The organism is Massilia sp. BGA-UO-ETr-WB1, from assembly GCF_059567845.1.
On record NZ_JCAQOT010000025.1, the window covers coordinates 767,011 to 787,715 of the forward strand.

Consider the following 20,705-nt stretch of genomic DNA (forward strand, 5'->3'; position numbering starts at 1 on the left):
GACGCTAGTGCTTGGCTTCGCCGATCAGTGCCAGCGAATCCTGCTGGCGCTGGTTGGCATTGTGCAGCCACATAATGCACAGCATGATGCCGGCGATGAACAGGCCGAACAGCACGATGATGGTGTTCAGTCCCAGGTGCAGGCGTATCATCAGCGAATACATGGCCAGCATGGTCAGGATGGACAGGTTCTCGTTGAAGTTCTGCACCGCGATCGAGTGGCCAGCGCTCATCAGCACGTGGCCCCGGTGCTGCAGCAGCGCGTTCATCGGCACCACGAAGAAGCCGCCGATGGCGCCGATCACCACCAGCAGCGGGTAGGCGATCCAGGTCGAGTACACCAGCGTCATGCCCATCACGATCACGCCCATCAGGATGCCCAGCGGGATCACCGACAGCGACTTGCGCAGCGTGATGAAGCGCGCCGACATGATGGCGCCGAAGGCGATGCCGATGGCGACCATGCCCACCATGCTGGTGGCCTGGTCGTAGCGCATGCCCAGCGAGCGCTGCGCCCATTCCAGCACGATCAGCTGCAAGGTGGCGCCGGCGCCCCAGAACAGCGTGGTCACCGCCAGCGAGATCTGGCCCAGCTTGTCTCTCCACAGCAGCGTGAAGCAGTTCGAGAAATCGACGATCAGCTTGATCGGATTGCGTTCCTGGTGCGGGTAGACGCAGCCGGTGTCCGGGATGCGCAGGTTGAAGATGGCGGCCAGCACATAGGTCAGGCCCAGCACGCACAACGCCGCTTCGGTGGTGGTGTCGATGCCGGTGTCGATCAGCGGGATGTCGATATTGAGCAGCATGTTCGACAGGCGGCCGGTGACCAGCGCGCCGCCCATGACGGTGCCCAGGATGATGGAGGTGACGGTCAGGCCCTCGATCCAGCCGTTGGCGGCCACCAGCTTTTCGGCCGGCAACAGTTCGGTCAGGATGCCGTACTTGGCGGGCGAGTACACCGCCGCGCCGAAGCCGACGATGGCGTAGGCCAGCAGCGGGTGCACGTGGAAGAAGATCATGGCGCAGCCCAGGATCTTGATCATGTTGGCGATGAACATGACCCGGCCTTTGGGCAGGGCGTCCGAGAAAGCGCCGACGAAAGCGGCCAGCAGCACGTAGAACAGCACGAACGACAATTTCAACAGCGGCGTCAGCCACGCCGGGGACTTCATGGAAATCAGCAGGTCGATGGCCACGAACAGCAGTGCATTGTCTGCCAGTGACGAAAAGAACTGCGCTGCCATGATGGTGTAAAAACCACGATTCATACTGGAAGGCCTGGAAACTAATCTCGGCTTGCTTTATACCATGAATATCTGGTATTCCCAAGAAATCGACTACATGTATGAAACCGATGTTTCCCCTTGGAAATCACCACGCGCGCGGGCAATCCGGGCCGATTCCGCGGGCGCGTCCGCCATCCCATCCGGTAGAATACGGCTTCGCTCAACCGTCCCAAAGTCACTATGCCAAGGCCGATCGTCGCAACCATCCATATAGAGTCCATGAAACACAACCTGGCCCGCGCCAGGGCCTGCGCGCCGGGCGCCAGGGTGTGGGGCGTGCTGAAGGCGAACGGTTACGGCCACGGCCTGGAGCGCGCCATGCGCGGCCTGGCCGGTGCGGACGGCCTGGCGCTGATCGAGCCGGACAACGCGCTGCGCCTGCGCGACCTGGGCTGGAGCAAGCCCATCCTGCTGCTGGAGGGCGGCTTCGACGCGGCTGACGTGGCCATGATGGCCGAGCATGACATCAACGGCGCCGTGCACTGCGAGGAACAGCTGGCGCTGATCGAGGCGGCCCGGCTGCCCGCGTCGGCCAGGCCGCTGAACCTGCACCTGAAAATGAACACCGGCATGAACCGCCTCGGCTTCAAGCCGGAGCGGTTCGCCGCCGCCCACGCGCGCCTGCGCGCGCTGCCGCACGTGGGCGAAATCACGCTGATGACCCACTTCGCCAACGCCGACGAAACCGCGCACCCGCGCCTGCCGATCGGCGAACAGCTGCGCCGCTTCAACGCCGGCGCGGCGGGCCTGCCGGGGCCGTTCAGCCTGGCCAATTCGGCCGGCATCTTCCAGATGCCCGGGGCGGCGGAAAACCTGGGCGCGCAGCTGGTGAGCGACTGGATACGGCCCGGCATCATGCTGTACGGCGGTTCGCCGGGCGGCAAGAGCGCCCAGGAACTCGGCCTGCTGCCGGCCATGACGCTGAGCAGCGAACTCATTTCGGTGCAGGACATCCTGGCCGGCGACTGCGTCGGCTACGGCAGCCGCTTCCAGGCCGACGGCCCGATGCGCATCGGCGTGGTGGCCTGCGGTTATGCCGACGGCTACCCGCGCCACGCGCCGCAAGGCACGCCGGTGCTGGTGGACGGCGTGCGCACCCGCATTGTCGGCCGGGTGTCGATGGACATGCTGACCGTGGACCTGAGCGGCCTGCCGCAGGCGCGCGTGGGCAGCCCGGTGGTGCTGTGGGGGCAGGGCATGCCGATCGACGAGGTGGCCGAATCGGCCGGCACCATCGGCTACGAGCTGATGTGCGCACTGGCGCCGCGCGTGCGCGTGGTGGAAGCTTAAGGGGAACATCGGCATGGCCAAGGCAAAAACCAATTACACCTGCAGCGAATGCGGCGGCACCAGCAGCAAATGGACCGGGCAGTGCGGCGCCTGCCAGCAGTGGAACACCATGGTGGAAACCGTGATGGAGTCCGGCGCCGGCAATAACCGCTACTCCAACCCGCAGCACCTGTCGCTGGCGCAGACCGCGCCGGTGCTGTCGCTGCAGGACATCGAGGCGCTGGACGTGCCGCGCTTCCCCACCGGCATCGAGGAATTCGACCGGGTGCTGGGCGGCGGCCTGGTCGCCGGCGGCGTAGTGCTGATCGGCGGCGACCCCGGCATCGGCAAGTCGACCCTGCTGCTGCAGGCGCTGGCCCACATGTCGCACGCGAAAAGCGTGCTGTATGTGAGCGGCGAGGAGTCCGGCGCCCAGATCGCGCTGCGCGCCAAGCGCCTGGCGATCGACGCGCGCGACCTGAAGCTGCAGGCCGAGATCCAGCTGGAAAAGGTGCTCGGCACGCTGGCCGAGCTGAAGCCGCAGGTGGCGGTGATCGACTCGATCCAGACCATGTATTCGGACGCGCTCAGCTCGGCGCCCGGCTCGGTGGCCCAGGTGCGCGAGTGCGCCGCCCAGCTGACCCGCATGGCCAAGCAGAGCGGCATCACCATCATCCTGGTGGGCCACGTGACGAAGGAGGGCGCGCTGGCCGGGCCGCGCGTGCTGGAGCACATCGTCGACACGGTGCTGTACTTCGAGGGCGACAGCCATTCCAGCTACCGCCTGGTGCGGGCCATCAAGAACCGTTTCGGCGCGGTCAACGAGCTGGGCGTGTTCGCCATGACGGACAAGGGCTTGAAGGGCGTGTCCAATCCGTCCGCGCTGTTTCTGTCCCAGCACGACAACCAGGTTCCCGGCTCCTGCGTGATGGTGACGCAGGAGGGCACCCGCCCGCTGCTGGTGGAAATCCAGGCCCTGGTGGACGCCAGCCACCTGCCGAACGCGCGCCGGCTGTCGGTGGGCCTGGAGCAGAACCGGCTGGCCATGCTGCTGGCGGTGCTGCACCGCCACGCCGGCATTGCCGCCTTCGACCAGGACGTGTTCATCAACGCCGTGGGCGGCGTGAAGATCACCGAGCCGGCGGCCGACCTGGCCGTGCTGCTGGCGATTAATTCGTCGATGCGCAGCAAGGCCCTGCCGCGCGGCTTCGTGGTGTTCGGCGAGGTGGGCCTGGCCGGCGAGATCCGGCCCGCGCCGCGCGGCCAGGAGCGCCTGCGCGAGGCGGCCAAGCTGGGCTTCTCGATCGCCATGATCCCCAAGGCGAACGCGCCCAAGCAGGCCATCGAGGGCATGACCATCGTGGCGGTGGAGCGGATCGACGACGCTTTCACCAAGCTGCGCGAGCTGCAATAAGTTGCAGCAAGCAAGTTTAACCGCACGGCAACTTCCGCCTGCATCAAAATTGAATGCGCAGTAAAATGACGGCTTGTAGAGCGCTACCAGAGACGCGCTCCAGTCAGGCAATCACGATAGTCAGGAAGCAAAAGAGTGCTAGTAGATCAAAGGCAGACAACCCGTAAAATTCTGCGCGCAAAGGCGGTGGTGGTGATGGATGGCGCCAAGCCCGCGCCGGCCCGCACCATCGACCTCGGCCCGACCGGCATGTCGGTCACCATGGGACACATGGTGCCCTCCGGCCAGATGGGGCAGGTTTCATTCGAGATGTTTGTGGATGGCAAGCAGGTCATTATCAACTGCCGCTCAAAAGTAACATATTGCATCTTTAGCGGCGACGATGTGAAAGTCGGCCTACAATTTGTCAACCCGGATGCGGCCACGGTGGCCGCCATCGGTAAGTTCATGCGCTGATACGGCCGCTTTATACCGCTTTGTTTGCCGCATGGGAGCGCTGGCGAAGACCTTATCATGTCTTCCACTTTGATCGGATGGCACAACATGGCAAACACAGGCATCGGTAGCATCGGCAACTACGGCAATCTGACCGGCACGGCGGCCTACGGCGCCAACACCGCCACGCCGTCCGCCTCGGTACTGGCCAAGGTCGAGCGCACCTTGGCCAGCCAGGCCGGTTCGGTCGCCAGGCTGAACACCAGCCTGCTGCGCGACCAGACCAAACTGTCCGGCCTGGGCCAGCTGCAAAGCGCGCTGACCGGCTTCCAGTCGATCGCCGAACGCCTCGCGGGCAGCGGCCTGAGCACCTCGGCCACCTCGTCCGGCAAGGGCGTGCTGAACGTGAGCGCCGGCGGCACCGCCAAGCCGGGCACGTACGCGGTGGACGTGAAGCAGCTGGCGCAGGGCCAGATCCTCAATAGCGGCCAGCTGGCCAGCGCCGGCGCCAAGATCGGCACCGGCTCGCCGGCCACCATCAAGGTCGAATTCGGCACGGAGGGCGCGGACAAGTTCACGCCCGGCAAAACCGCCGCCAAGACCATCACCATCGACAGCAAGAACAATACGCTGGACGGCATTGCCGCCGCCTTCAAGGACGCCGGCATCAACGCCAGCGTGGTCAAGAGCGGCACCGGCTATGCCTTGCAGATCAAGGGCGAGAACGGCGAGGCGGCCAGCATGCGCATCAGCGTGTCCGGCGACGCGGCCGTGAAAAGCCTGGTGTCCTACAACCCGGCCGCCAACAACAGCCCCACGGCGCAGGGCCTGACCCAGGCGCAAGCGGCGCAGGACGCGCTGGCCACCGTGAACGGCAAGGAAGTGAAAAGCGCCGGCAATACGCTGAAGGACGCCATCGAAGGCGTCAGCGTGACGCTGACCGGCACCGGCAAGACCGACGTGACGGTGAGCCAGGACAGCGCCCAGATCGCGCAGAACGTCACCAATTTCGTCAACGCCTACAACGACCTGAACAACAAGCTGACCGCCTTGCAGAAAGGCGAGCTGAAGTCCGACCTGGCGCTGGGCCAGGTGAGCCGCGAACTCAACTCGCTGGTGCAGGGCGGCGGCGGGGTGTCGAAGACCGCGCTGGCGGCGGCCGGCGTGACGGTGGACAGCAGCGGCAAGCTGGTGCTGGACGATAAAAAACTGAAAAGCGCCATCGCGGCCGATTCGGCCGGCGTGGCCAGCCTGTTCACCAACCAGGGCAAGGGCCTGGCGGACCAGTTCGACGCCAAGATCGACACGCTGACCGGCAAGAACAGCAGCATCCAGCGCGAGGCGCAGCAGGTCAGCAAGGAGATCGGCACGCTGACGGCGAAGAAGGCCGACCTGGCCAAGGCGCTGACCACCCAGGCCAATGTGCTGGTGGCGTTCTACACGCAGCAGGAGCAGGCCGCCGCCAGCGAGGCGCTGCCGGGCTATACCGGCGCGCGCTCGCTGTTCGACTTCCTGGTGTAGCTGGCGCCGGCGCTTGCATTCAGCGCCACAATGCCCGATCATCTCGCGTTCTGAGTATTCTTCTTTTCTTTGGAGGCAGGCATATGGCGGGGAAGCGTTGGAGGAAGTTGGTGATGTTGGCGGCAACGGCAGCCATCATGGGGCAGGCGCAGGCGCAGCAGGAAGAAAAAGTCCTGAACATCTACAACTGGTCGGACTATATCGCTGAAGACACCATCAAGAACTTCGAGAAAGAGACCGGCATCAAGGTCCGCTATGATGTTTTTGACAACAACGAAATCCTGAACTCCAAGCTGGCCGCCGGCAAGTCCGGCTACGACATCGTGGTGCCGACGGCGCCATGGGCCAAGCTGCAGATCGACGCCAAGCAGCTGCGCAAGCTGGACAAGTCCAAGCTGCCCAACCTGGCCAACCTGGACCCGCAAATCCAGGCCAAGCTGGCCAAGATCGACCCCAACAACGAATACCTGGTGGACTGGCTGTGGGGCTACGCCACAGTCGGCATCAATGTCGGCAAGGTGAAAGCCGCGCTGGGCAGCGAGCCGATGCCGGACAACGCCTGGGACCTGATCTTCAATCCTAAATACGCGGCCAAGCTGAAGTCCTGCGGCGTGTCCTTCCTCGATTCGCCGTCCGAGGTGCTGCCGGCGGCGCTGCAATACATCGGCAAGCCGGCCTATTCGGCCAAGGCGGCCGACTACGCCGAGGCGGGCAAGGTGCTGAGCGCCATCCGTCCCTACGTAACGCTGTTCAGCTCGTCCGGCTACATCAACGATATGGCCAACGGCGCCATCTGCGTGGCTTTCGGCTGGTCCGGCGACATCAACATCGCCCGCCAGCGCGCGCTCGACGCCAAGAACGGCAACCAGATCCAGGTGCTGGTGCCGAAGACTTCGGCCGCGCTGGTGTTCGACACCATGGCCATTCCGGCCGACGCGCCGCACCCGAACAACGCGCACCTGTTCATCAACTACATCCTGCGCCCCGAAGTGCACGCCAGCCTGACCAACAAGGTGTTCTACGCCAACCCGAACAAGGCCGGCATGAAGTTTGTGCGCAAGGATATCGCCGAGAACAAGACGGTGTTCCTGCCGGCGGCCGACATGCAGCGCATGATCGCCCCGGAAGCGGTGCCGGCCGACGTGCGCCGCTCGGTCACCCGCATCTACACCAAGTTCAAAACGGGCATGTAAGCCGGGGATATAGGCGGACTGTAAACGACAAAGGCGCCTTAAGTGCAAACTTAAGGCGCCCGGTTCCGCCAAGCGGTAGGCTATTCGTGATAGCGATCGGATAGTTTGTGATGACTCCCACTGGACTCCTGGATCAGCTCGAACACAATCAGTGCGATCATGCCGCCAAAAATGCCCATGGTGAGGAGGGTAAACATATGTCTTCAACCGTCTTTCGGACGGCAGCTCCCTAGAGTTGATACAACTAAACTGTAGCAGAAGCGTTTTGCTTTTCAAGCCGGAATTGCAACACTTATTTCACCACCAGGTCCGAAGCCATCACCGCCTTCAGGTACAGGCTGTCCGGATCGCCCGGTTCGCGCTGCGCGAACCACCAGGCGCTGGCTTTGCGGATGTCCCACTCCTGGTCGTCGCCCGTCATCAGCAGCGCCGCCACCTGGCCCAGCGTGGGCTGGTGGCCCACCACCAGCACGGTTTCCTTGGCGCCCGGCCAGTTGGCCGCTTTCAGCACGTCGGCCGCGTCCGCGCCCGGCGCCAGGTCGTTGTGGATCTTGAATTTGCGGCCCAGTGCTTCCACCGTCTGCAGGGTGCGCACGGCGGGGCTGGACAGCACGCGGCAATTGTCCGGCAGCTGGGAGTCCAGCCACTGGCCCATGCGCCGCGCCTGCTTCTGGCCCTTGGTAGTGAGGGCGCGTTCCAAATCCGACTGGCCGGGCGCCGCTTCTTCGGCCTCGGCGTGACGCCACAAGATCAGGTCCATCGTCTTCCCCTTTCGCGTTAGCTATCCCAACTTAGTCGTCCACTTCGCTGCCAGGCGTGCCCAAGGTGTGCATCAGATACTGCTGCCCGCTGAACTGGGATTGCTTGCCGCGCGGACGGCGGCGCTGGTAGTGGCCGGTCGGCTCCAGCTCCCAGGCGTTGCTGTTGTCCTTCAGGTAAGGGTTCAAGCCTTCCGCGATCACGCGCCGCTTCAGCGCGCGGTCCAGCACGGGGAAGGCCACTTCGATGCGGCGGAACAGGTTGCGGCTCATCCAGTCCGCGCTGCCCAGGTAGACGTCGTGCGTCAGGTCGTTGCGGAAGTAATAAATGCGGCTGTGTTCCAGGAAGCGGCCGATGATGGAGCGCACCCGGATATTCTCGGACAAGCCCGGCACGCCCGGTTTCAGGGTGCAGGCGCCGCGCACGATCAGGTCGATCTTCACGCCGTCCTTGGACGCCGCGTACAGCGCGCGGATCACCGATTCGTCCACCAGCGCGTTCATTTTAGCGATAATCCGGCCGGGCCGCCCGGCGCGCGCGATCTTGGCCTCGTTGCGGATGGCCTTGATCACCTCGTTCTGCAGCGCGAACGGCGCCAGCCACAGGTGGTTCAGCTTCTGCGGCTTGGTCAGGCTGGTCAGGTGCATGAACACTTCGTTGACGTCGCGCCCCAGTTCCGGGTTGCTGGTGAGCAGGCCGAAGTCGGTGTAGAGCTTGGTGGTGGTGGGGTGGTAGTTGCCGGTGCCCAGGTGCGAGTAATAGCGCAGCCCGGCTTCTTCGCGGCGTATCACCAGCGCCACCTTGGCGTGCGTCTTCAGGCCCACCACGCCGTACACCACTTGCGCGCCGGCCTGTTCCAGCTTGTCGGCCCAGTTGATGTTGGCCTCTTCGTCGAAGCGCGCCATCAGCTCCACGATCACGGTCACTTCCTTGCCGGCGCGGGCCGCCATGATGAGCGACTCCATCAGGTCCGAGTTCATGCCGGTGCGGTAGATGGTCTGCTTGAGGGCCACCACCGCCGGGTCCAGCGCGGCGGCGCGGATGAAGTCGATCACGGTCTGGAACGACTGGTAAGGGTGGTGCAGCAGGATGTCCTGCTGGCGCAGCGCGCCGAAAATGTCGGTGTTGGTGGTCTTGCTGGCCACGCCGGGGAAGAAGGGCGGGAAGCGCAGCTCGGGGTGGGCCACGTTGTTGATGATCTCGGTCAGGCGCACCAGGTTGACCGGGCCGTCCACTTCGTACAGGCGGCTGTTGTCGAGCGCGAACTGGTCGAGCAGGAATTGCGACAGCTCGGGCGGGCAGTTCTTCGCCACTTCCAGCCGCACCGAGGTGCCGAACTGGCGGCCCTGCAGCTCGCCCTTGAGCGCCTGGCGCAGGTTTTTCACCTCCTCCTCGTCCACCCACAGGTCGGAGTCGCGCGTGACGCGGAACTGGGAATAGGCGATTACTTCGCGGCCGGCGAACAGGTCGGAAATATGCGCGTGGATGATGGAGGAGAGCAGGCAGAACGACACGCCGCCGGCGTCCGACAACTCGTCGGGCAGGCGGATCACGCGCGGCAGCACGCGCGGCGCCTTGACGATGGCGATGGCGGTGCCGCGGCCGAAGGCGTCCTTGCCGGTCAGCGAGACGATGAAGTTGAGACTCTTGTTAACCACTTGCGGGAAGGGATGGGCCGGGTCCAGCCCGATCGGCGTGAGCAGCGGGCGCACTTCGCGCTCGAAATACTGCTTGACCCAGGCGCGCTGCGCCTCGTTGCGCTGGGTGTGGCGCAGCAGGTGGATGCCGGCTTCCTGCAACTGCGGCAGCACTTCGGTATTGAGTAAGTCGTATTGCAGCTTGACCAGTTCATGGCACTCGTCGCAGATGCGGCGCAGGTTGGCGGCCAGGGCAGGGTGCAGCGCGCTGCTGCTGCCGTCGGTGGCGGCGGCCGCCAGCAGGCTGGCCACGCGCACTTCAAAGAATTCGTCCAGGTTGCTGCTGACGATGCACAAATAGCGCAGCCGCTCCAGCAGCGGCACGGCGGGATCGGCGGCCTGCGCCATGACGCGGCGGTTGAACGCCAGCTGGGATAGTTCGCGGTCGAGGAAGATACCGTGCTTATTTGTTTCCGAACGCAGGTCAGGCTTCATGATGTTGTCTATCACTTTATCTTTGCAGATGGTTAATTCTAGCCCAATTCAGGCGCGCACCAGTGTAGATGTTAATTGTGACAACTCCATGACAAAACCGTGACAAGCCCGCTGTCATGCTTGTCATAATTGGGTGGGGCGCGCCCAAAACCGGGGTATGATTCCCTCTGAGACGTGCGTTTTAATTATTTTTTCCCATGTCATAAAGCTGTCATATTGGCTCGGTAGACTGCGCAACATTCAACCCGTCACAACCCCTAAGGACATTGATATGCGTATGAAACAGTTGTTCACCTCCCTGGTTATCGGCGCAACCGCTGCCGTCGCCTTCTCCACCGCCTCCGCTGCGGACTTGACCGGCGCGGGCGCAACTTTCCCTTATCCGATTTACGCCAAGTGGGCGGAGTCGTACAAGGCAGCCACCGGCAACGGCCTGAACTACCAGTCCGTAGGTTCCGGCGCCGGCATCAAGCAGATCAAAGCCAAGACCGTCGACTTCGGCGCCTCGGACATGCCGCTGAAGGAAGAGGACCTGGCTGCCGAGGGGCTGATGCAGTTCCCGGCTATCATGGGCGGCGTGGTGCCGGTGGTAAACCTGGCGGGCATCGCTCCTGGCGCGATGAAGCTGACCGGCCAAGTCATCGGCGACATCTACCTGGGCAAAATCACCAAGTGGAACGCAGCGGAAATCGTGGCGCTGAACCCAGGCATGAAGTTGCCGGCCGACGACATCACGGTAGTGCACCGTGCCGACGGTTCGGGCACCTCGTTCCTGTGGACCGACTACCTGTCGAAAACCAATCCCGAGTTTAAGACCAAGATCGGTGCCGGCACCGCAGTGAAGTGGGCGGTGGGTGTGGGCGGCAAGGGCAACGAAGGCGTGGCCGCCAACGTGCAGCGCATCACGGGTGCGATCGGCTACGTGGAGTGGGCCTACGCCAAGAAGAACAAGATCGCCCACGCCCAGGTGAAAAACAAGGACGGCCAGTTCGTGCAGCCTGACGATGACAACTTCAAGGCCGCCGCCGCCAACGCCGAATGGGCCAAGACGCCAGGTTTCGGCGTGGTGCTGACCGACCAGGCCGGCAAGACCTCCTGGCCCATCACCGGCGCATCGTTCATCCTGATGCACAAAACCCAGGCTGACGCAGCCAAGGGCAAGGAAGTCGTGAAGTTCTTCGACTGGGCCTTCAAGAATGGCGGCGCCGCCGCTGCCGATCTGGACTACGTGCCGCTGCCTGCTTCGGTTGTGAAGCTGGTGCAGGACTCGTGGAAAGCCAACCTGAAAGACGCTTCGGGTAAAGCAATCTACTAATCCATGCGGCCTCCTCGGCAAGCCCGAGGAGGCTAGCCGGGGACGCTGCGGAGATCAGCTCTGCGGCGCACCCGGCTAGCCCACATCCAGAACAAGACAACTCTATGAGCGCAGACATCACTACCCCGCCGATCACCTTGTCGGAGCCCGCCATGACAGAAGTGTCCAATGCCGCCATGCTCTCGACCATGCGCAAACAGCGCATCCAGGATTTCATCTTCCACAAAGTCACGATGACCTTTTCCCTGTCGGTACTGCTGGTACTGGTGGGGATTATCATTTCGCTGGTGCTCGGCGCCATGCCGGCGCTGCAGCACTTCGGCCCGGCCTTCATCACCACCGTCGAGTGGGACCCGGTCAACGACAACTACGGCGGGCTGATCGCCATCGTCGGCACCCTGGCCACGGCCGGCATCGCGCTGCTGATCGCCTTTCCGGTGAGCTTCGGCATCGCGCTGTTCCTGACCGAGATCTGCCCGGTCTGGCTGCGCCGCCCGCTGGGCACGGCGGTCGAGCTGCTGGCCGGCGTGCCGTCCATCATCTACGGCATGTGGGGCCTGTTCGTGTTCGCGCCGCTGTTCGGCGACTACGTGCAGCCCTTCCTGAAAGCCACGCTGGGCCAGCTGCCCGTGATCGGTTCCGTGTTCAGCGGCCCGACCATGGGCATCGGCATCCTGACCGCCGGCCTGATCCTGGCGGTGATGATCATCCCCTTCATTTCCTCCGTGATGCGCGACGTGTTCGAGATCGTGCCGGCGGTGCTGAAGGAATCGGCATACGGCCTGGGCTGCACCAAGTGGGAAGTGGTGCGCAAGATCGTGCTGCCGTACACTAAGAGCGGCGTGGTCGGCGGCGTGATGCTGGGCCTGGGCCGCGCGCTGGGCGAGACCATGGCGGTGACCTTCGTCATCGGCAACGCCAACAAATTGTCCTGGTCGCTGTTCGCGGCCGGTAACTCGATCGCCTCCACGCTGGCCAATGAGTTCGCCGAAGCGGAGAGCACGCTGCACGTGTCTTCGCTGTACGCGCTGGCGCTGATCCTGTTCGTGATTACCCTGATCGTTCTGTCCGCCGCCAAGCTGATGCTGGCCGGCATGTCCCGCAAGGAAGGCGTCAAATGAGCCAAGCTACCCCAATGAACGCGGTCTACCGCAAGCGCCTGATGGTGCACCGTGTCGGCATCGCGCTGTCCGTGATGGCCATGTCGGTCGGTCTGATCGTGCTGCTGTGGATCCTCGCCACGCTGCTGATCAACGGCTTCTCGGCTCTGCACTACACCCTGTTCACGGCCAACACGCCGGCCCCCGGCAGCGAAGGCGGCGGCTTGCTGAACGCCATCGTCGGCAGCCTGATGATGGTGGGCGTGGCCACCGTGGTGTCGACCCCGATCGGCATCCTGGCCGGCATCTACCTGGCCGAATACGGTGAAGAGAACAAGGTGGCGCAAGTGACCCGCTTCGTGACCGACATCATGCTGTCCGCGCCGTCCATCGTGATCGGCCTGTTCGTGTACGCGCTGTACGTGGCCAACGTGAAGCACTTCTCGGGCTACGCCGGTTCCATCGCGCTGTCGCTGATCGCGGTGCCGGTGGTGGTGCGCACCACCGACAATATGCTCAAGCTGGTGCCCAGCAGCCTGCTGGAAGCGGCTTTCGCGCTGGGCGCGCCGCGCTGGAAAGTGGCCATGACGGTGCGCCTGCGCGCGGTCAAGGCCGGCGTGGTGACCGGCGTGCTGCTGGCCGTGGCCCGCATCTCCGGCGAAACCGCGCCGCTGCTGTTCACCGCGCTGAACAACCAGTTCTTCAGCGCCGACATGAACGCGCCGGTGGCCAATCTGCCGGTGGTGATTTACCAGTTCGCCATGAGCCCGTACGACAACTGGCGCTCGCTGGCCTGGGGCGGCGCCCTGCTGGTGACCTTCAGCGTGCTGGGCCTGAACATCCTGTCGCGCACCGTGTTCTCGCAAAAAGCCCCGAACTAATTCGAAAAAAGATTACTACTGATGAATACGCAAATGAGCAACGAAATCAAAGCCGCCAAGCGCAAGACCATCGAAATTTCGGGCCTGAACTTCTTCTACGGCAAGGCGCAGAGCCTGCACAACGTCAACCTGGACGTGCACGAGAAGCAGGTGACGGCCTTCATCGGCCCGTCCGGCTGCGGCAAGTCGACCCTGCTGCGCACCCTGAACCGCATGTACGACCTGTACCCGGGCCAGCGCGCCGAAGGTTCCATCATGTACCGCGGCCGCAACATCCTCGAGCCGGGCCAGGACGTGAACATGCTGCGCGCCAAGGTGGGCATGGTGTTCCAGAAGCCGACCCCGTTCCCGATGTCGATCTACGACAACATCGCTTTCGGCGTGCGCCTGTATGAGGACCTGTCGAAAGGCGAGATGGACGAGCGCGTGGAATGGGCGCTGAAGAAGGCCGCGCTGTGGGGCGAGGTGAAGGACAAGCTGACCAAGAGCGGCCTGTCGCTGTCCGGCGGCCAGCAGCAGCGCCTGTGCATCGCGCGCGGCGTGGCGGTGAAGCCCGACGTGCTGCTGCTCGACGAGCCGACCTCGGCGCTGGACCCGATCTCGACCTCGAAAGTGGAAGAACTGATCAGCGAGCTGAAGCAGGATTACACCATCGCCATCGTCACCCACAACATGCAGCAGGCGGCGCGCTGCTCCGACTACACCGCCTATATGTACCTGGGCGAGCTGGTGGAGTTCGGCGAAACCGACCAGATCTTCATGAACCCTGCCCGCAAGGAAACGCAGGACTACATCACCGGCCGCTTCGGCTAAGCCTCGGCACATAACAAGAGTACGGAGAGAACCACCATGATGGGCGAACATTCATCCAAGAAGTATGACGAGGAACTGGAAGCGATCCGCTCCAAGGTGCTGCTGATGGGCGGCATCGTCGAGACCCAATTCCTCGACGCCATGACCTGCTTCCGCATCGGCAACCTGGAACGCGCCGAGCGCGTGATGCGCGAAGACGACACCGTGAACCAGCTGGAAGTGCAGCTGGACGACGCCTGCAGCCACCTGATCGTGCGCCGCCAGCCGACCGCCAATGACTTGCGCACCGTGATGGCCACCATCAAGGTGATCACCGACCTGGAGCGCATCGGCGACGAGGCCACCAAGATCGCGCGCACCGCGAAAAGCCTGCACAGCCGCGGCGCCGTGACGGTGAGCCACTACGAAATGGTGCGCAGCATCGCCAACGCCACCAGCGACATGCTGCACGACGCGCTGGACGCGTTCGCCCGCAACGACGGCAAGCAGGCGCTGCAGCTGATCGCGCAGGACGCCGTGATCGACCACGAGTTCCGCTCCATCATGCGCAATCTGATCACCTTCATGATGGAAGATCCGCGTACCATCTCGGCCGCGCTGGACACGCTGTGGGTGGCGAAAGCGATCGAGCGCATCGGCGACCACGCGAAGAACATCGCCGAGTACGTGATTTACGTGGTGGAAGGCAAGGACATCCGCCATACCAAGACCGCTCCAGTACCGGACGATCTCCCAGAATAAAGCAAAGCGGTACCATGGCATCTGATAAAACGACTGTACTGATAGTGGAGGACGAGCCTGCGATCGTCGAACTGGTGACGTTTTCGCTGCGCGACGCGGGCTGGAATGTGTGCGCCGTCTCGACCGTGGGCGATGCCTGGGACTTCATCACCAAGCGCACGCCGCAGCTGCTGCTGCTGGACTGGATGCTGCCCGACCAGACCGGCCTGCGCCTGCTGTCGCGCATCCGCTCCGACCGCCAGTTCCAGGACATCCCCATCATCATGCTCACCGCAAAGAGCATGGAAGAGGACAAGCTGGCCGGCCTGAATAGCGGCGCCGACGATTACATCACCAAGCCGTTCTCGCCGCGCGAGCTGCTGGCGCGCGCCAAGGCGCTGTTGCGGCGCAAGAGCCCGGAGCACGCGCAGGCCGCCATGAACGTGGGCGGCGTGACCCTGGACCCGGTCAGCTGCACGGTGCTGATGAACGAGCAGAAGATCGACATCGGCCACGCCGAGTACAAGCTGCTGAAGTTCTTCATGGCGCATCCGGAGCGCGTGTTCTCGCGCAGCCAGCTGCTCGACAAAGTATGGGGCGACCACGTGGTGATCGAGGAGCGCACGGTGGACGTGCACGTGCTGCGCCTGCGCAAGGCACTGAAGGAGGCCGAACACCTGATCAAGACGGTGCGCAGCGTCGGCTACATGCTGTCCGAAAAATAGAACTATGAATCCAAAACTGGTGTTCTGGGTGCCGGCGGCGCTGCGCATGGGCTTGATCCTGGTGGGCGTCGGCATTTTGTGGTGGCTGTTCGGCGCCACGCCGGCGCTGATCGTGGCCTTCATCGTGATGGCCGCGATGGTGTTTGCGCAGCTGAACTATCTGTACCAGCTGAGCGACTGGCTGGACGACCCGCAGAGCGCCAAGCTGCCGGACGGCTGGGGCGCCTGGACCGGCATCTTCTCGCGCCTGTACCGGCTGCGCCGCGACGATGAAAAGAACCAGGCCGAGCTGACCGAATGGCTGACGCGCTTCCGCCAGGCCATGCATCTGCTGCCGGACGGCGTGGTCATCATGGACGACGTGCTGTTCCTGGAGTGGTGCAATCCGGCCGCCGAGGCCCACCTGGGCCTGCGCAACGAGCGCGACAAGGGCATGCGGGTGACCAATCTGATCCGCAGCCCGGAGTTCATGGATTACATCATCCTGGGCCGCTACGACCAGCCGCTGACGCTGACCTTCCGCGAGCGCAAGCTGATCGTGCATATCATTCCGTTCGAGAACCGGCGCCAGATCCTGGTGACGCACGACGTGACGGAGACCGAGCGCACCGAGATGATGCGGCGCGACTTCATCGCCAACGCCTCGCACGAGCTGCGCACGCCGCTGACGGTGATTGTCGGCTTCCTGGAAATTGCCGCCTCCGAGGACCTGGACACGGCCACCCGCATGGCGCACCTGAAGCTGATGACCGAGCAGGGCCACCGCATGCAGCACCTGATCGAGGACATGCTGACCTTGTCGCGCCTGGAGTCGGTGGACCACCCGATGCGGCCGGAGAAGATCGACACCCGCACCCTGCTGGAGCAGGTGCTGCGCGACGCGCGCGCGTTGTCGGCGGGCAAGCACGAGATCACGCTGGAGATGGAGGACGTGGCGGTGCAGGGCAATTACGACGAGCTGCACAGCGCCTTCGGCAACCTGGCCTCGAACGCGGTGCGCTACACGCCGGCCGGCGGCAGCATCCGCCTGAGCTGGAACGACAGCGGCAAGGGCGCCAAGTTCGTGGTGGCGGATACCGGCATCGGCATCAGCCCCGAGCATATCTCGCGGCTTACCGAGCGTTTCTATCGTGTCGACAAGAGCCGTTCGCGCGAAACCCAGGGCACCGGGCTGGGCCTGGCCATCGTCAAGCACGTGCTGCTGCGGCATGGCGGCAGCCTGTCGATCAAATCCGAGGCGGGCAAGGGCAGCAGTTTCACGGTGTGCCTGCCTAAAGTGTAAGCAGCTGTCCGAGCGCTGCGATTTGAAGCCTGTTTTGGGGCCATGGCCCGGCTTGCGTTACAATCTGCCCGCTTTAACTGTGCAGATAGTCGATACATGTCCCTGAAACGCTTATTCGCTTCCGTCCTGGCCGCCGCCGCGCTGGCCGGATGCGCATCCACTCCCGTGGCGCCGCCCGTGGTGCCGGCTACGCCGGCCGCCACCGTGGTGGCGCCGGCCGTGATTCCCGTCAATCCGCTGGCGCCCCCCGTCGTCGTCGCGCCCCCGCAGCGCAAGATCAAGATCGGCCTGGCCCTGGGCGGCGGCGCCGCGCGCGGCTTCGCCCATATCGGCGTGATCAAGGCGCTCGAGGCGCAGGGCATCGTGCCGGACGTGGTGGTGGGCACCAGCGCCGGCAGCGTGGTCGGCGCGCTGTACGCGGCCGGCAATTCCGGCGCCGCCCTGCAGAAAATGGCGTATGAGATGGATGAGGCCGCCATCTCGGACTGGGCCATGCCGCTGTTCGGCAAGTCGTCCGGCGTGCTGAAGGGGGAGGCGCTGCAAGCCTACGTCAACAAGGCGGTGCACAACCGCCCCATCGAAAGACTCAAGATCCCCTTCGGCGCGGTGGCGGCCGACCTGAAGAACGGCCAGCCGATCCTGTTCCAGCGCGGCAATACCGGCATGGCGGTGCGCGCCAGTTCGTCCGTGCCGGGCGTGTTCCAGCCGGTGGTGATCGGCAGCCACACATATGTGGACGGCGGCCTAGTGGCGCCGGTGCCGGTGCGCTTCGCGCGCGAGATGGGCGCGGATTTCATTATCGCCGTCAATATTTCCACCCAGACCGACTCGCAGGCGGCGATCAGCTCGCTGGAAGTGATCCTGCAGACCTTCAGCATCATGGGGCAGCGCATCAACCAGTATGAGCTGAAGGACGCCGACATCGTGATCCAGCCCCCGCTGGGGCGCATGGCGGGCAACGATTTCGGCAACCGCAACAAGGCCATCCAGGCCGGGGAGCGGGCCACCAACGCCATCATGGCCCAGCTCAAGCAAAAGCTGAAAGCCATGCGCGAGCAGTAAGTTGTTATTTCAATATTCTTAATCAGGAAGTCCCATGCAAACCAAACCAGTACTGACCCTCGAAGATGTGAAAAAGATTGCCGCTGCTGCCGAAGCCGAGGCTGTGGCCAACAAGTGGGCGGTATCGATCTCCATCGTGGACGACGGCGGCCATGCGCTGTGGTTCCAGCGCCTGGACGGCGCCGCGCCGATCTCGTCGCACATCGCCCCGAAGAAGGCGCGCGTGGCCGCGCTGGGCCGCCGCGAATCGCGCGTGTACGAGGAAATGATCAACAACGGCCGCGTGTCGTTCCTGAGCGCGCCGGAAATGGAAGGCATGCTGGAAGGCGGCGTGCCGGTGATCGTTGACGGCCACGTGGTGGGCGCGGTTGGCGTGTCCGGCGTGAAGTCGAACGAAGACGCGCAAGTAGCCAAGGTCGGCATCGCCGCCCTGGGTTAAGCCTAAACCAGGGCAGAGCAGGGCCGGCGGGGCAGGGTGGCGCCTTCGATGGCGCCGGCGCTTCAGTGGCGCTTGAAGACCTCGGCCAGCGTGCGGGCCTCCAGCGCCGCATCCGCCCATGCCTGCAGCTGGCTCAACTCGGCCCCGGCAATCTGTGCCTCGGCATCGGCGGGCAGTTGGCCGAAGCGCTTGGTCAGCAGCCTGGCGAGGAGTGCAGCCTGCCCCATCCGCAACCCGTCGGCCAAACCTTCCTGGCGGCCTTCTATGCGGCCTTCCTGCCGGCCTTCCTGCCGGCCTTCCAGCAGCCCATCAAAAAGCCCTTGCTGGCGGCCTTGTGCCTGCCCTTGTGCCTGCCCTTGCTCCCAGCCTTTTCGCCGTCCTTCCTCCCAGCCTTTGCGCTGCCCCTCCAGCCAGCCTTCTTTCTGCGCTTTTTCACGTGCCTCGTTCAGTTCGCGCATCATCGCTATGCGTGCGCCGCGCGGGACGTAGGTATCCATGGCTTTCCTCCCTTCCAGATCGACGATGTCCTGCCATAACTGGTCCTCCAGTTCCTTCGGCAGGCGCATGATCCAGTCTATGACATGAAATAAGTTTATGACACGCTGCCGCTCCCAGTCACGCGCGAACAGCAAGCGTGCGAGCTTCCATTTGGCGGCGTGGCGCTGCTGTGGCTGTACCTCGATATGGATCAGCATCCACTGCTTGCTGCCGTCCCGGGTATAAATCTGCACCAGATGATCCGCCAGCCGGGTGCCGAGTGCGGCGTCGCGCGTTACCTGGGGCAGTTCCTTGTCCAGGAATACCGGCGCCCTGGACCAGTCGATGGCTGCGCCCATGTCCGGGAAATAGAACGCCATGAAATCGCGGAAATAGGCTGCCAGCGCGCCTTTCCAGGGTGCGTCATAGGTTTCGGGCGGCAGGGGCAGGGGGATGACGGGCACCGGCTCAGTCTAGCGGGGCGGTGCAAAGACGTTTGGATCTGGCGCAAGAATTGCTGCAGGGACTGACGAACGACTTCCGGACGGCATTGTGGAATGGGCCTCTTTAGGTTATAATTCAAAGGTTTAGCCAATCTCACATCTACCGTAGCGACTACCACTCACCCATCATCAATCTGACCTTCCGCCCGGCCCGCAGCCAGGTATTTTGTCGGTCGTCTGACGTGGCGCAGCTACGGTAACTTTATCAGGAGTTGCCCTTGCCGCCATTTTTTTCTGGCCCCGCCGTCCCAGCCATCCTGGCTCTTGCTGACGGAACTATTTTCAAAGGTTTTTCCATCGGTGCCGTCGGCCACACGACAGGCGAAGTAGTTTTCAATACTTCCATGACCGGTTACCAGGAAATCCTGACCGACCCCAGCTACTGCCGCCAGATCGTCACCCTGACGTATCCCCACATCGGCAACTACGGCGTCAATCCTGAAGACGTCGAATCCACCAAAGTCCACGCCGCCGGCCTCGTGATCCGCGACCTGCCGCTGCTGGCCTCGAACTTCCGCTCCACCCAGTCCCTGTCCGATTACCTGAAGGCCGAGAACATCGTCGCCATCGCCGGCATCGACACCCGCAAGCTGACCCGCATCCTGCGCGAAAAAGGCGCGCAGGGCGGCGCCATCCTGACCGGCACGCAAGGCAAGGAACCGTCGGTCGAGCAGGCGCTGGAACTGGCGCGCTCCTTCCCCGGCCTGTCCGGCATGGACCTGGCCAAGGTGGTGACGGTGAAGGCCGCCTACGAGTGGACCGAAGCCGAATGGACCCTGGGCGAAGGCTACGCCAAGCTGGAAGATCCGAAATTCCATGTGGTCGCCTACGACTTCGGCGTCAAGCGCAACATCCTGCGCATGCTGACGTCGCGCGGCTGCAAAGTGACCGTGGTGCCGGCCCAGACCAGCGCCGAAGAGGTGCTGGCCATGAACCCGGACGGCGTGTTCCTGTCGAACGGCCCCGGCGACCCTGAGCCGTGCGATTACGCGATCGCCGCCACCAAAGTCTTCATGGACAAAAAGCTGCCGGTGTTCGGCATCTGCCTGGGCCACCAGATCATGGCGCTGGCTTCCGGCGCCAAGACGCTGAAGATGAAGTTCGGTCACCACGGCGCCAACCACCCGGTGCAGGACCTGGACAGCAAACAAGTGCTGATCACGTCGCAGAACCACGGTTTCGCGGTCGATGCGGACACGCTGCCGGCCAACTGCCGCGTCACCCACAAATCGCTGTTCGACGGTTCGCTGCAGGGCTTCGCCCGCACCGACACCCCGGCCTTCTGCTTCCAGGGCCACCCTGAAGCATCGCCTGGTCCTACCGACGTCGCCTACCTGTTTGACCGCTTCATCTCGATGATGGCAGCGGCGGAGAAATAAT

Annotated in this window: 19 protein-coding genes; 15 read left to right on the plus strand and 4 right to left on the minus strand. The window is 63.8% G+C overall.

The annotated features are described in order from the left end of the window. Positions 1–4: 4 nt before the first annotated feature. Positions 5–1,267: a lysophospholipid transporter LplT gene (lplT, locus tag AC56DV_RS21645; protein WP_496316287.1), complete on the minus strand. Its 1,263-nt coding sequence runs from the start codon at positions 1,265–1,267 to the stop codon at positions 5–7. A 198-nt stretch (positions 1,268–1,465) separates the two neighbouring features. On the opposite strand from lplT, the gene alr reads away from it, so the two are divergent. The 5 genes from alr (at position 1,466) to AC56DV_RS21670 (ending at position 7,117) form a co-directional block, all read left to right on the plus strand. Further along, a complete protein-coding gene (alr, locus tag AC56DV_RS21650) occupies positions 1,466–2,575 on the plus strand; it encodes an alanine racemase (RefSeq protein ID WP_496316288.1) in 1,110 nt (369 codons plus the stop codon). A gap of 13 nt (positions 2,576–2,588) precedes the next feature. Continuing rightward, on the plus strand, positions 2,589–3,968 hold the full coding sequence (gene radA / locus AC56DV_RS21655) for a DNA repair protein RadA (RefSeq protein WP_496316289.1): 1,380 nt from the start codon (positions 2,589–2,591) through the stop codon (positions 3,966–3,968). A gap of 135 nt (positions 3,969–4,103) precedes the next feature. Then, the gene (locus tag AC56DV_RS21660; RefSeq protein WP_496316290.1) at positions 4,104–4,424 is read left to right on the plus strand and encodes a PilZ domain-containing protein; all 321 of its coding nucleotides are present in this window, start codon (positions 4,104–4,106) and stop codon (positions 4,422–4,424) included. Between the two features lie 87 nt (positions 4,425–4,511). After that, the gene (gene fliD, locus AC56DV_RS21665) at positions 4,512–5,924 is read left to right on the plus strand and encodes a flagellar filament capping protein FliD (RefSeq protein ID WP_496316291.1); all 1,413 of its coding nucleotides are present in this window, start codon (positions 4,512–4,514) and stop codon (positions 5,922–5,924) included. Positions 5,925–6,037: 113 nt separating this feature from the next. Continuing rightward, positions 6,038–7,117 (plus strand): polyamine ABC transporter substrate-binding protein, encoded by a 1,080-nt coding sequence (locus tag AC56DV_RS21670; RefSeq protein WP_496316292.1) that lies wholly within the window; start codon positions 6,038–6,040, stop codon positions 7,115–7,117. A 292-nt stretch (positions 7,118–7,409) separates the two neighbouring features. Here AC56DV_RS21670 and sixA read toward each other — a convergent pair whose 3' ends face one another. Both sixA and ppk1 read right to left on the minus strand, forming a co-directional pair. Then, a complete protein-coding gene (sixA, locus tag AC56DV_RS21675) occupies positions 7,410–7,877 on the minus strand; it encodes a phosphohistidine phosphatase SixA (RefSeq protein ID WP_496316293.1) in 468 nt (155 codons plus the stop codon). 31 nt (positions 7,878–7,908) lie between these two features. Then, a complete protein-coding gene (gene ppk1, locus AC56DV_RS21680; RefSeq protein WP_496316294.1) occupies positions 7,909–10,008 on the minus strand; it encodes a polyphosphate kinase 1 in 2,100 nt (699 codons plus the stop codon). Positions 10,009–10,279: 271 nt separating this feature from the next. Here ppk1 and pstS point away from each other — a divergent pair, with 271 nt between their 5' ends. From pstS to AC56DV_RS21725, 9 genes are all read left to right on the plus strand, one after another. Beyond that, positions 10,280–11,323 carry a phosphate ABC transporter substrate-binding protein PstS gene (gene pstS / locus AC56DV_RS21685; RefSeq protein WP_496316295.1) on the plus strand — a complete coding sequence of 348 codons (1,044 nt, stop codon included), beginning with the start codon at positions 10,280–10,282 and terminating at the stop codon, positions 11,321–11,323. 104 nt (positions 11,324–11,427) lie between these two features. Next, positions 11,428–12,444, plus strand: coding sequence for a phosphate ABC transporter permease subunit PstC (pstC, locus tag AC56DV_RS21690; protein ID WP_496316296.1), 1,017 nt, complete (start codon positions 11,428–11,430; stop codon positions 12,442–12,444). Continuing rightward, positions 12,441–13,304 (plus strand): phosphate ABC transporter permease PstA, encoded by an 864-nt coding sequence (gene pstA / locus AC56DV_RS21695; protein ID WP_496316297.1) that lies wholly within the window; start codon positions 12,441–12,443, stop codon positions 13,302–13,304. The genes pstC and pstA overlap by 4 nt, the downstream gene beginning before the upstream one ends. Positions 13,305–13,325: 21 nt before the next feature. Beyond that, the gene (gene pstB, locus AC56DV_RS21700) at positions 13,326–14,117 is read left to right on the plus strand and encodes a phosphate ABC transporter ATP-binding protein PstB (protein ID WP_496316298.1); all 792 of its coding nucleotides are present in this window, start codon (positions 13,326–13,328) and stop codon (positions 14,115–14,117) included. 36 nt (positions 14,118–14,153) lie between these two features. Further along, a complete protein-coding gene (gene phoU / locus AC56DV_RS21705) occupies positions 14,154–14,858 on the plus strand; it encodes a phosphate signaling complex protein PhoU (RefSeq protein ID WP_496316299.1) in 705 nt (234 codons plus the stop codon). Between the two features lie 14 nt (positions 14,859–14,872). After that, positions 14,873–15,562 (plus strand): phosphate regulon transcriptional regulator PhoB, encoded by a 690-nt coding sequence (phoB, locus tag AC56DV_RS21710; protein ID WP_056404698.1) that lies wholly within the window; start codon positions 14,873–14,875, stop codon positions 15,560–15,562. 4 nt (positions 15,563–15,566) lie between these two features. Beyond that, a complete protein-coding gene (phoR, locus tag AC56DV_RS21715) occupies positions 15,567–16,844 on the plus strand; it encodes a phosphate regulon sensor histidine kinase PhoR (protein WP_496316300.1) in 1,278 nt (425 codons plus the stop codon). A gap of 96 nt (positions 16,845–16,940) precedes the next feature. Then, on the plus strand, positions 16,941–17,906 hold the full coding sequence (locus AC56DV_RS21720) for a patatin-like phospholipase family protein (protein WP_496316301.1): 966 nt from the start codon (positions 16,941–16,943) through the stop codon (positions 17,904–17,906). Positions 17,907–17,940: 34 nt separating this feature from the next. Beyond that, complete coding sequence (locus AC56DV_RS21725; protein ID WP_056404693.1) at positions 17,941–18,345, plus strand: heme-binding protein; 405 nt, start codon at positions 17,941–17,943, stop codon at positions 18,343–18,345. A gap of 62 nt (positions 18,346–18,407) precedes the next feature. On the opposite strand, the gene AC56DV_RS21730 is transcribed toward AC56DV_RS21725, so the two are convergent. Next, positions 18,408–19,286, minus strand: coding sequence for a DUF4351 domain-containing protein (locus AC56DV_RS21730; RefSeq protein ID WP_496316302.1), 879 nt, complete (start codon positions 19,284–19,286; stop codon positions 18,408–18,410). Between the two features lie 257 nt (positions 19,287–19,543). Between AC56DV_RS21730 and carA the strand changes: the two genes are divergently transcribed. Further along, a complete protein-coding gene (gene carA / locus AC56DV_RS21735; protein WP_496316303.1) occupies positions 19,544–20,704 on the plus strand; it encodes a glutamine-hydrolyzing carbamoyl-phosphate synthase small subunit in 1,161 nt (386 codons plus the stop codon). The last annotated feature ends 1 nt before the right edge of the window (position 20,705 follow it).

Bases quoted from the DNA above. Each gene is read 5' to 3' on its own strand.
- lplT (WP_496316287.1), bottom strand. From the start codon at position 1,267: ATGAATCGTGGTTTTTACACCATCATGGCAGCGCAGTTCTTTTCGTCA.
- alr (WP_496316288.1), top strand. From the start codon at position 1,466: ATGCCAAGGCCGATCGTCGCAACCATCCATATAGAGTCCATGAAACAC.
- radA (WP_496316289.1), top strand. From the start codon at position 2,589: ATGGCCAAGGCAAAAACCAATTACACCTGCAGCGAATGCGGCGGCACC.
- fliD (WP_496316291.1), top strand. From the start codon at position 4,512: ATGGCAAACACAGGCATCGGTAGCATCGGCAACTACGGCAATCTGACC.
- AC56DV_RS21670 (WP_496316292.1), top strand. From the start codon at position 6,038: ATGTTGGCGGCAACGGCAGCCATCATGGGGCAGGCGCAGGCGCAGCAG.
- sixA (WP_496316293.1), bottom strand. From the start codon at position 7,877: ATGGACCTGATCTTGTGGCGTCACGCCGAGGCCGAAGAAGCGGCGCCC.
- ppk1 (WP_496316294.1), bottom strand. From the start codon at position 10,008: ATGAAGCCTGACCTGCGTTCGGAAACAAATAAGCACGGTATCTTCCTC.
- pstS (WP_496316295.1), top strand. From the start codon at position 10,280: ATGCGTATGAAACAGTTGTTCACCTCCCTGGTTATCGGCGCAACCGCT.
- pstC (WP_496316296.1), top strand. From the start codon at position 11,428: ATGAGCGCAGACATCACTACCCCGCCGATCACCTTGTCGGAGCCCGCC.
- pstA (WP_496316297.1), top strand. From the start codon at position 12,441: ATGAGCCAAGCTACCCCAATGAACGCGGTCTACCGCAAGCGCCTGATG.
- pstB (WP_496316298.1), top strand. From the start codon at position 13,326: ATGAATACGCAAATGAGCAACGAAATCAAAGCCGCCAAGCGCAAGACC.
- phoU (WP_496316299.1), top strand. From the start codon at position 14,154: ATGATGGGCGAACATTCATCCAAGAAGTATGACGAGGAACTGGAAGCG.
- phoB (WP_056404698.1), top strand. From the start codon at position 14,873: ATGGCATCTGATAAAACGACTGTACTGATAGTGGAGGACGAGCCTGCG.
- phoR (WP_496316300.1), top strand. From the start codon at position 15,567: ATGAATCCAAAACTGGTGTTCTGGGTGCCGGCGGCGCTGCGCATGGGC.
- AC56DV_RS21720 (WP_496316301.1), top strand. From the start codon at position 16,941: ATGTCCCTGAAACGCTTATTCGCTTCCGTCCTGGCCGCCGCCGCGCTG.
- AC56DV_RS21725 (WP_056404693.1), top strand. From the start codon at position 17,941: ATGCAAACCAAACCAGTACTGACCCTCGAAGATGTGAAAAAGATTGCC.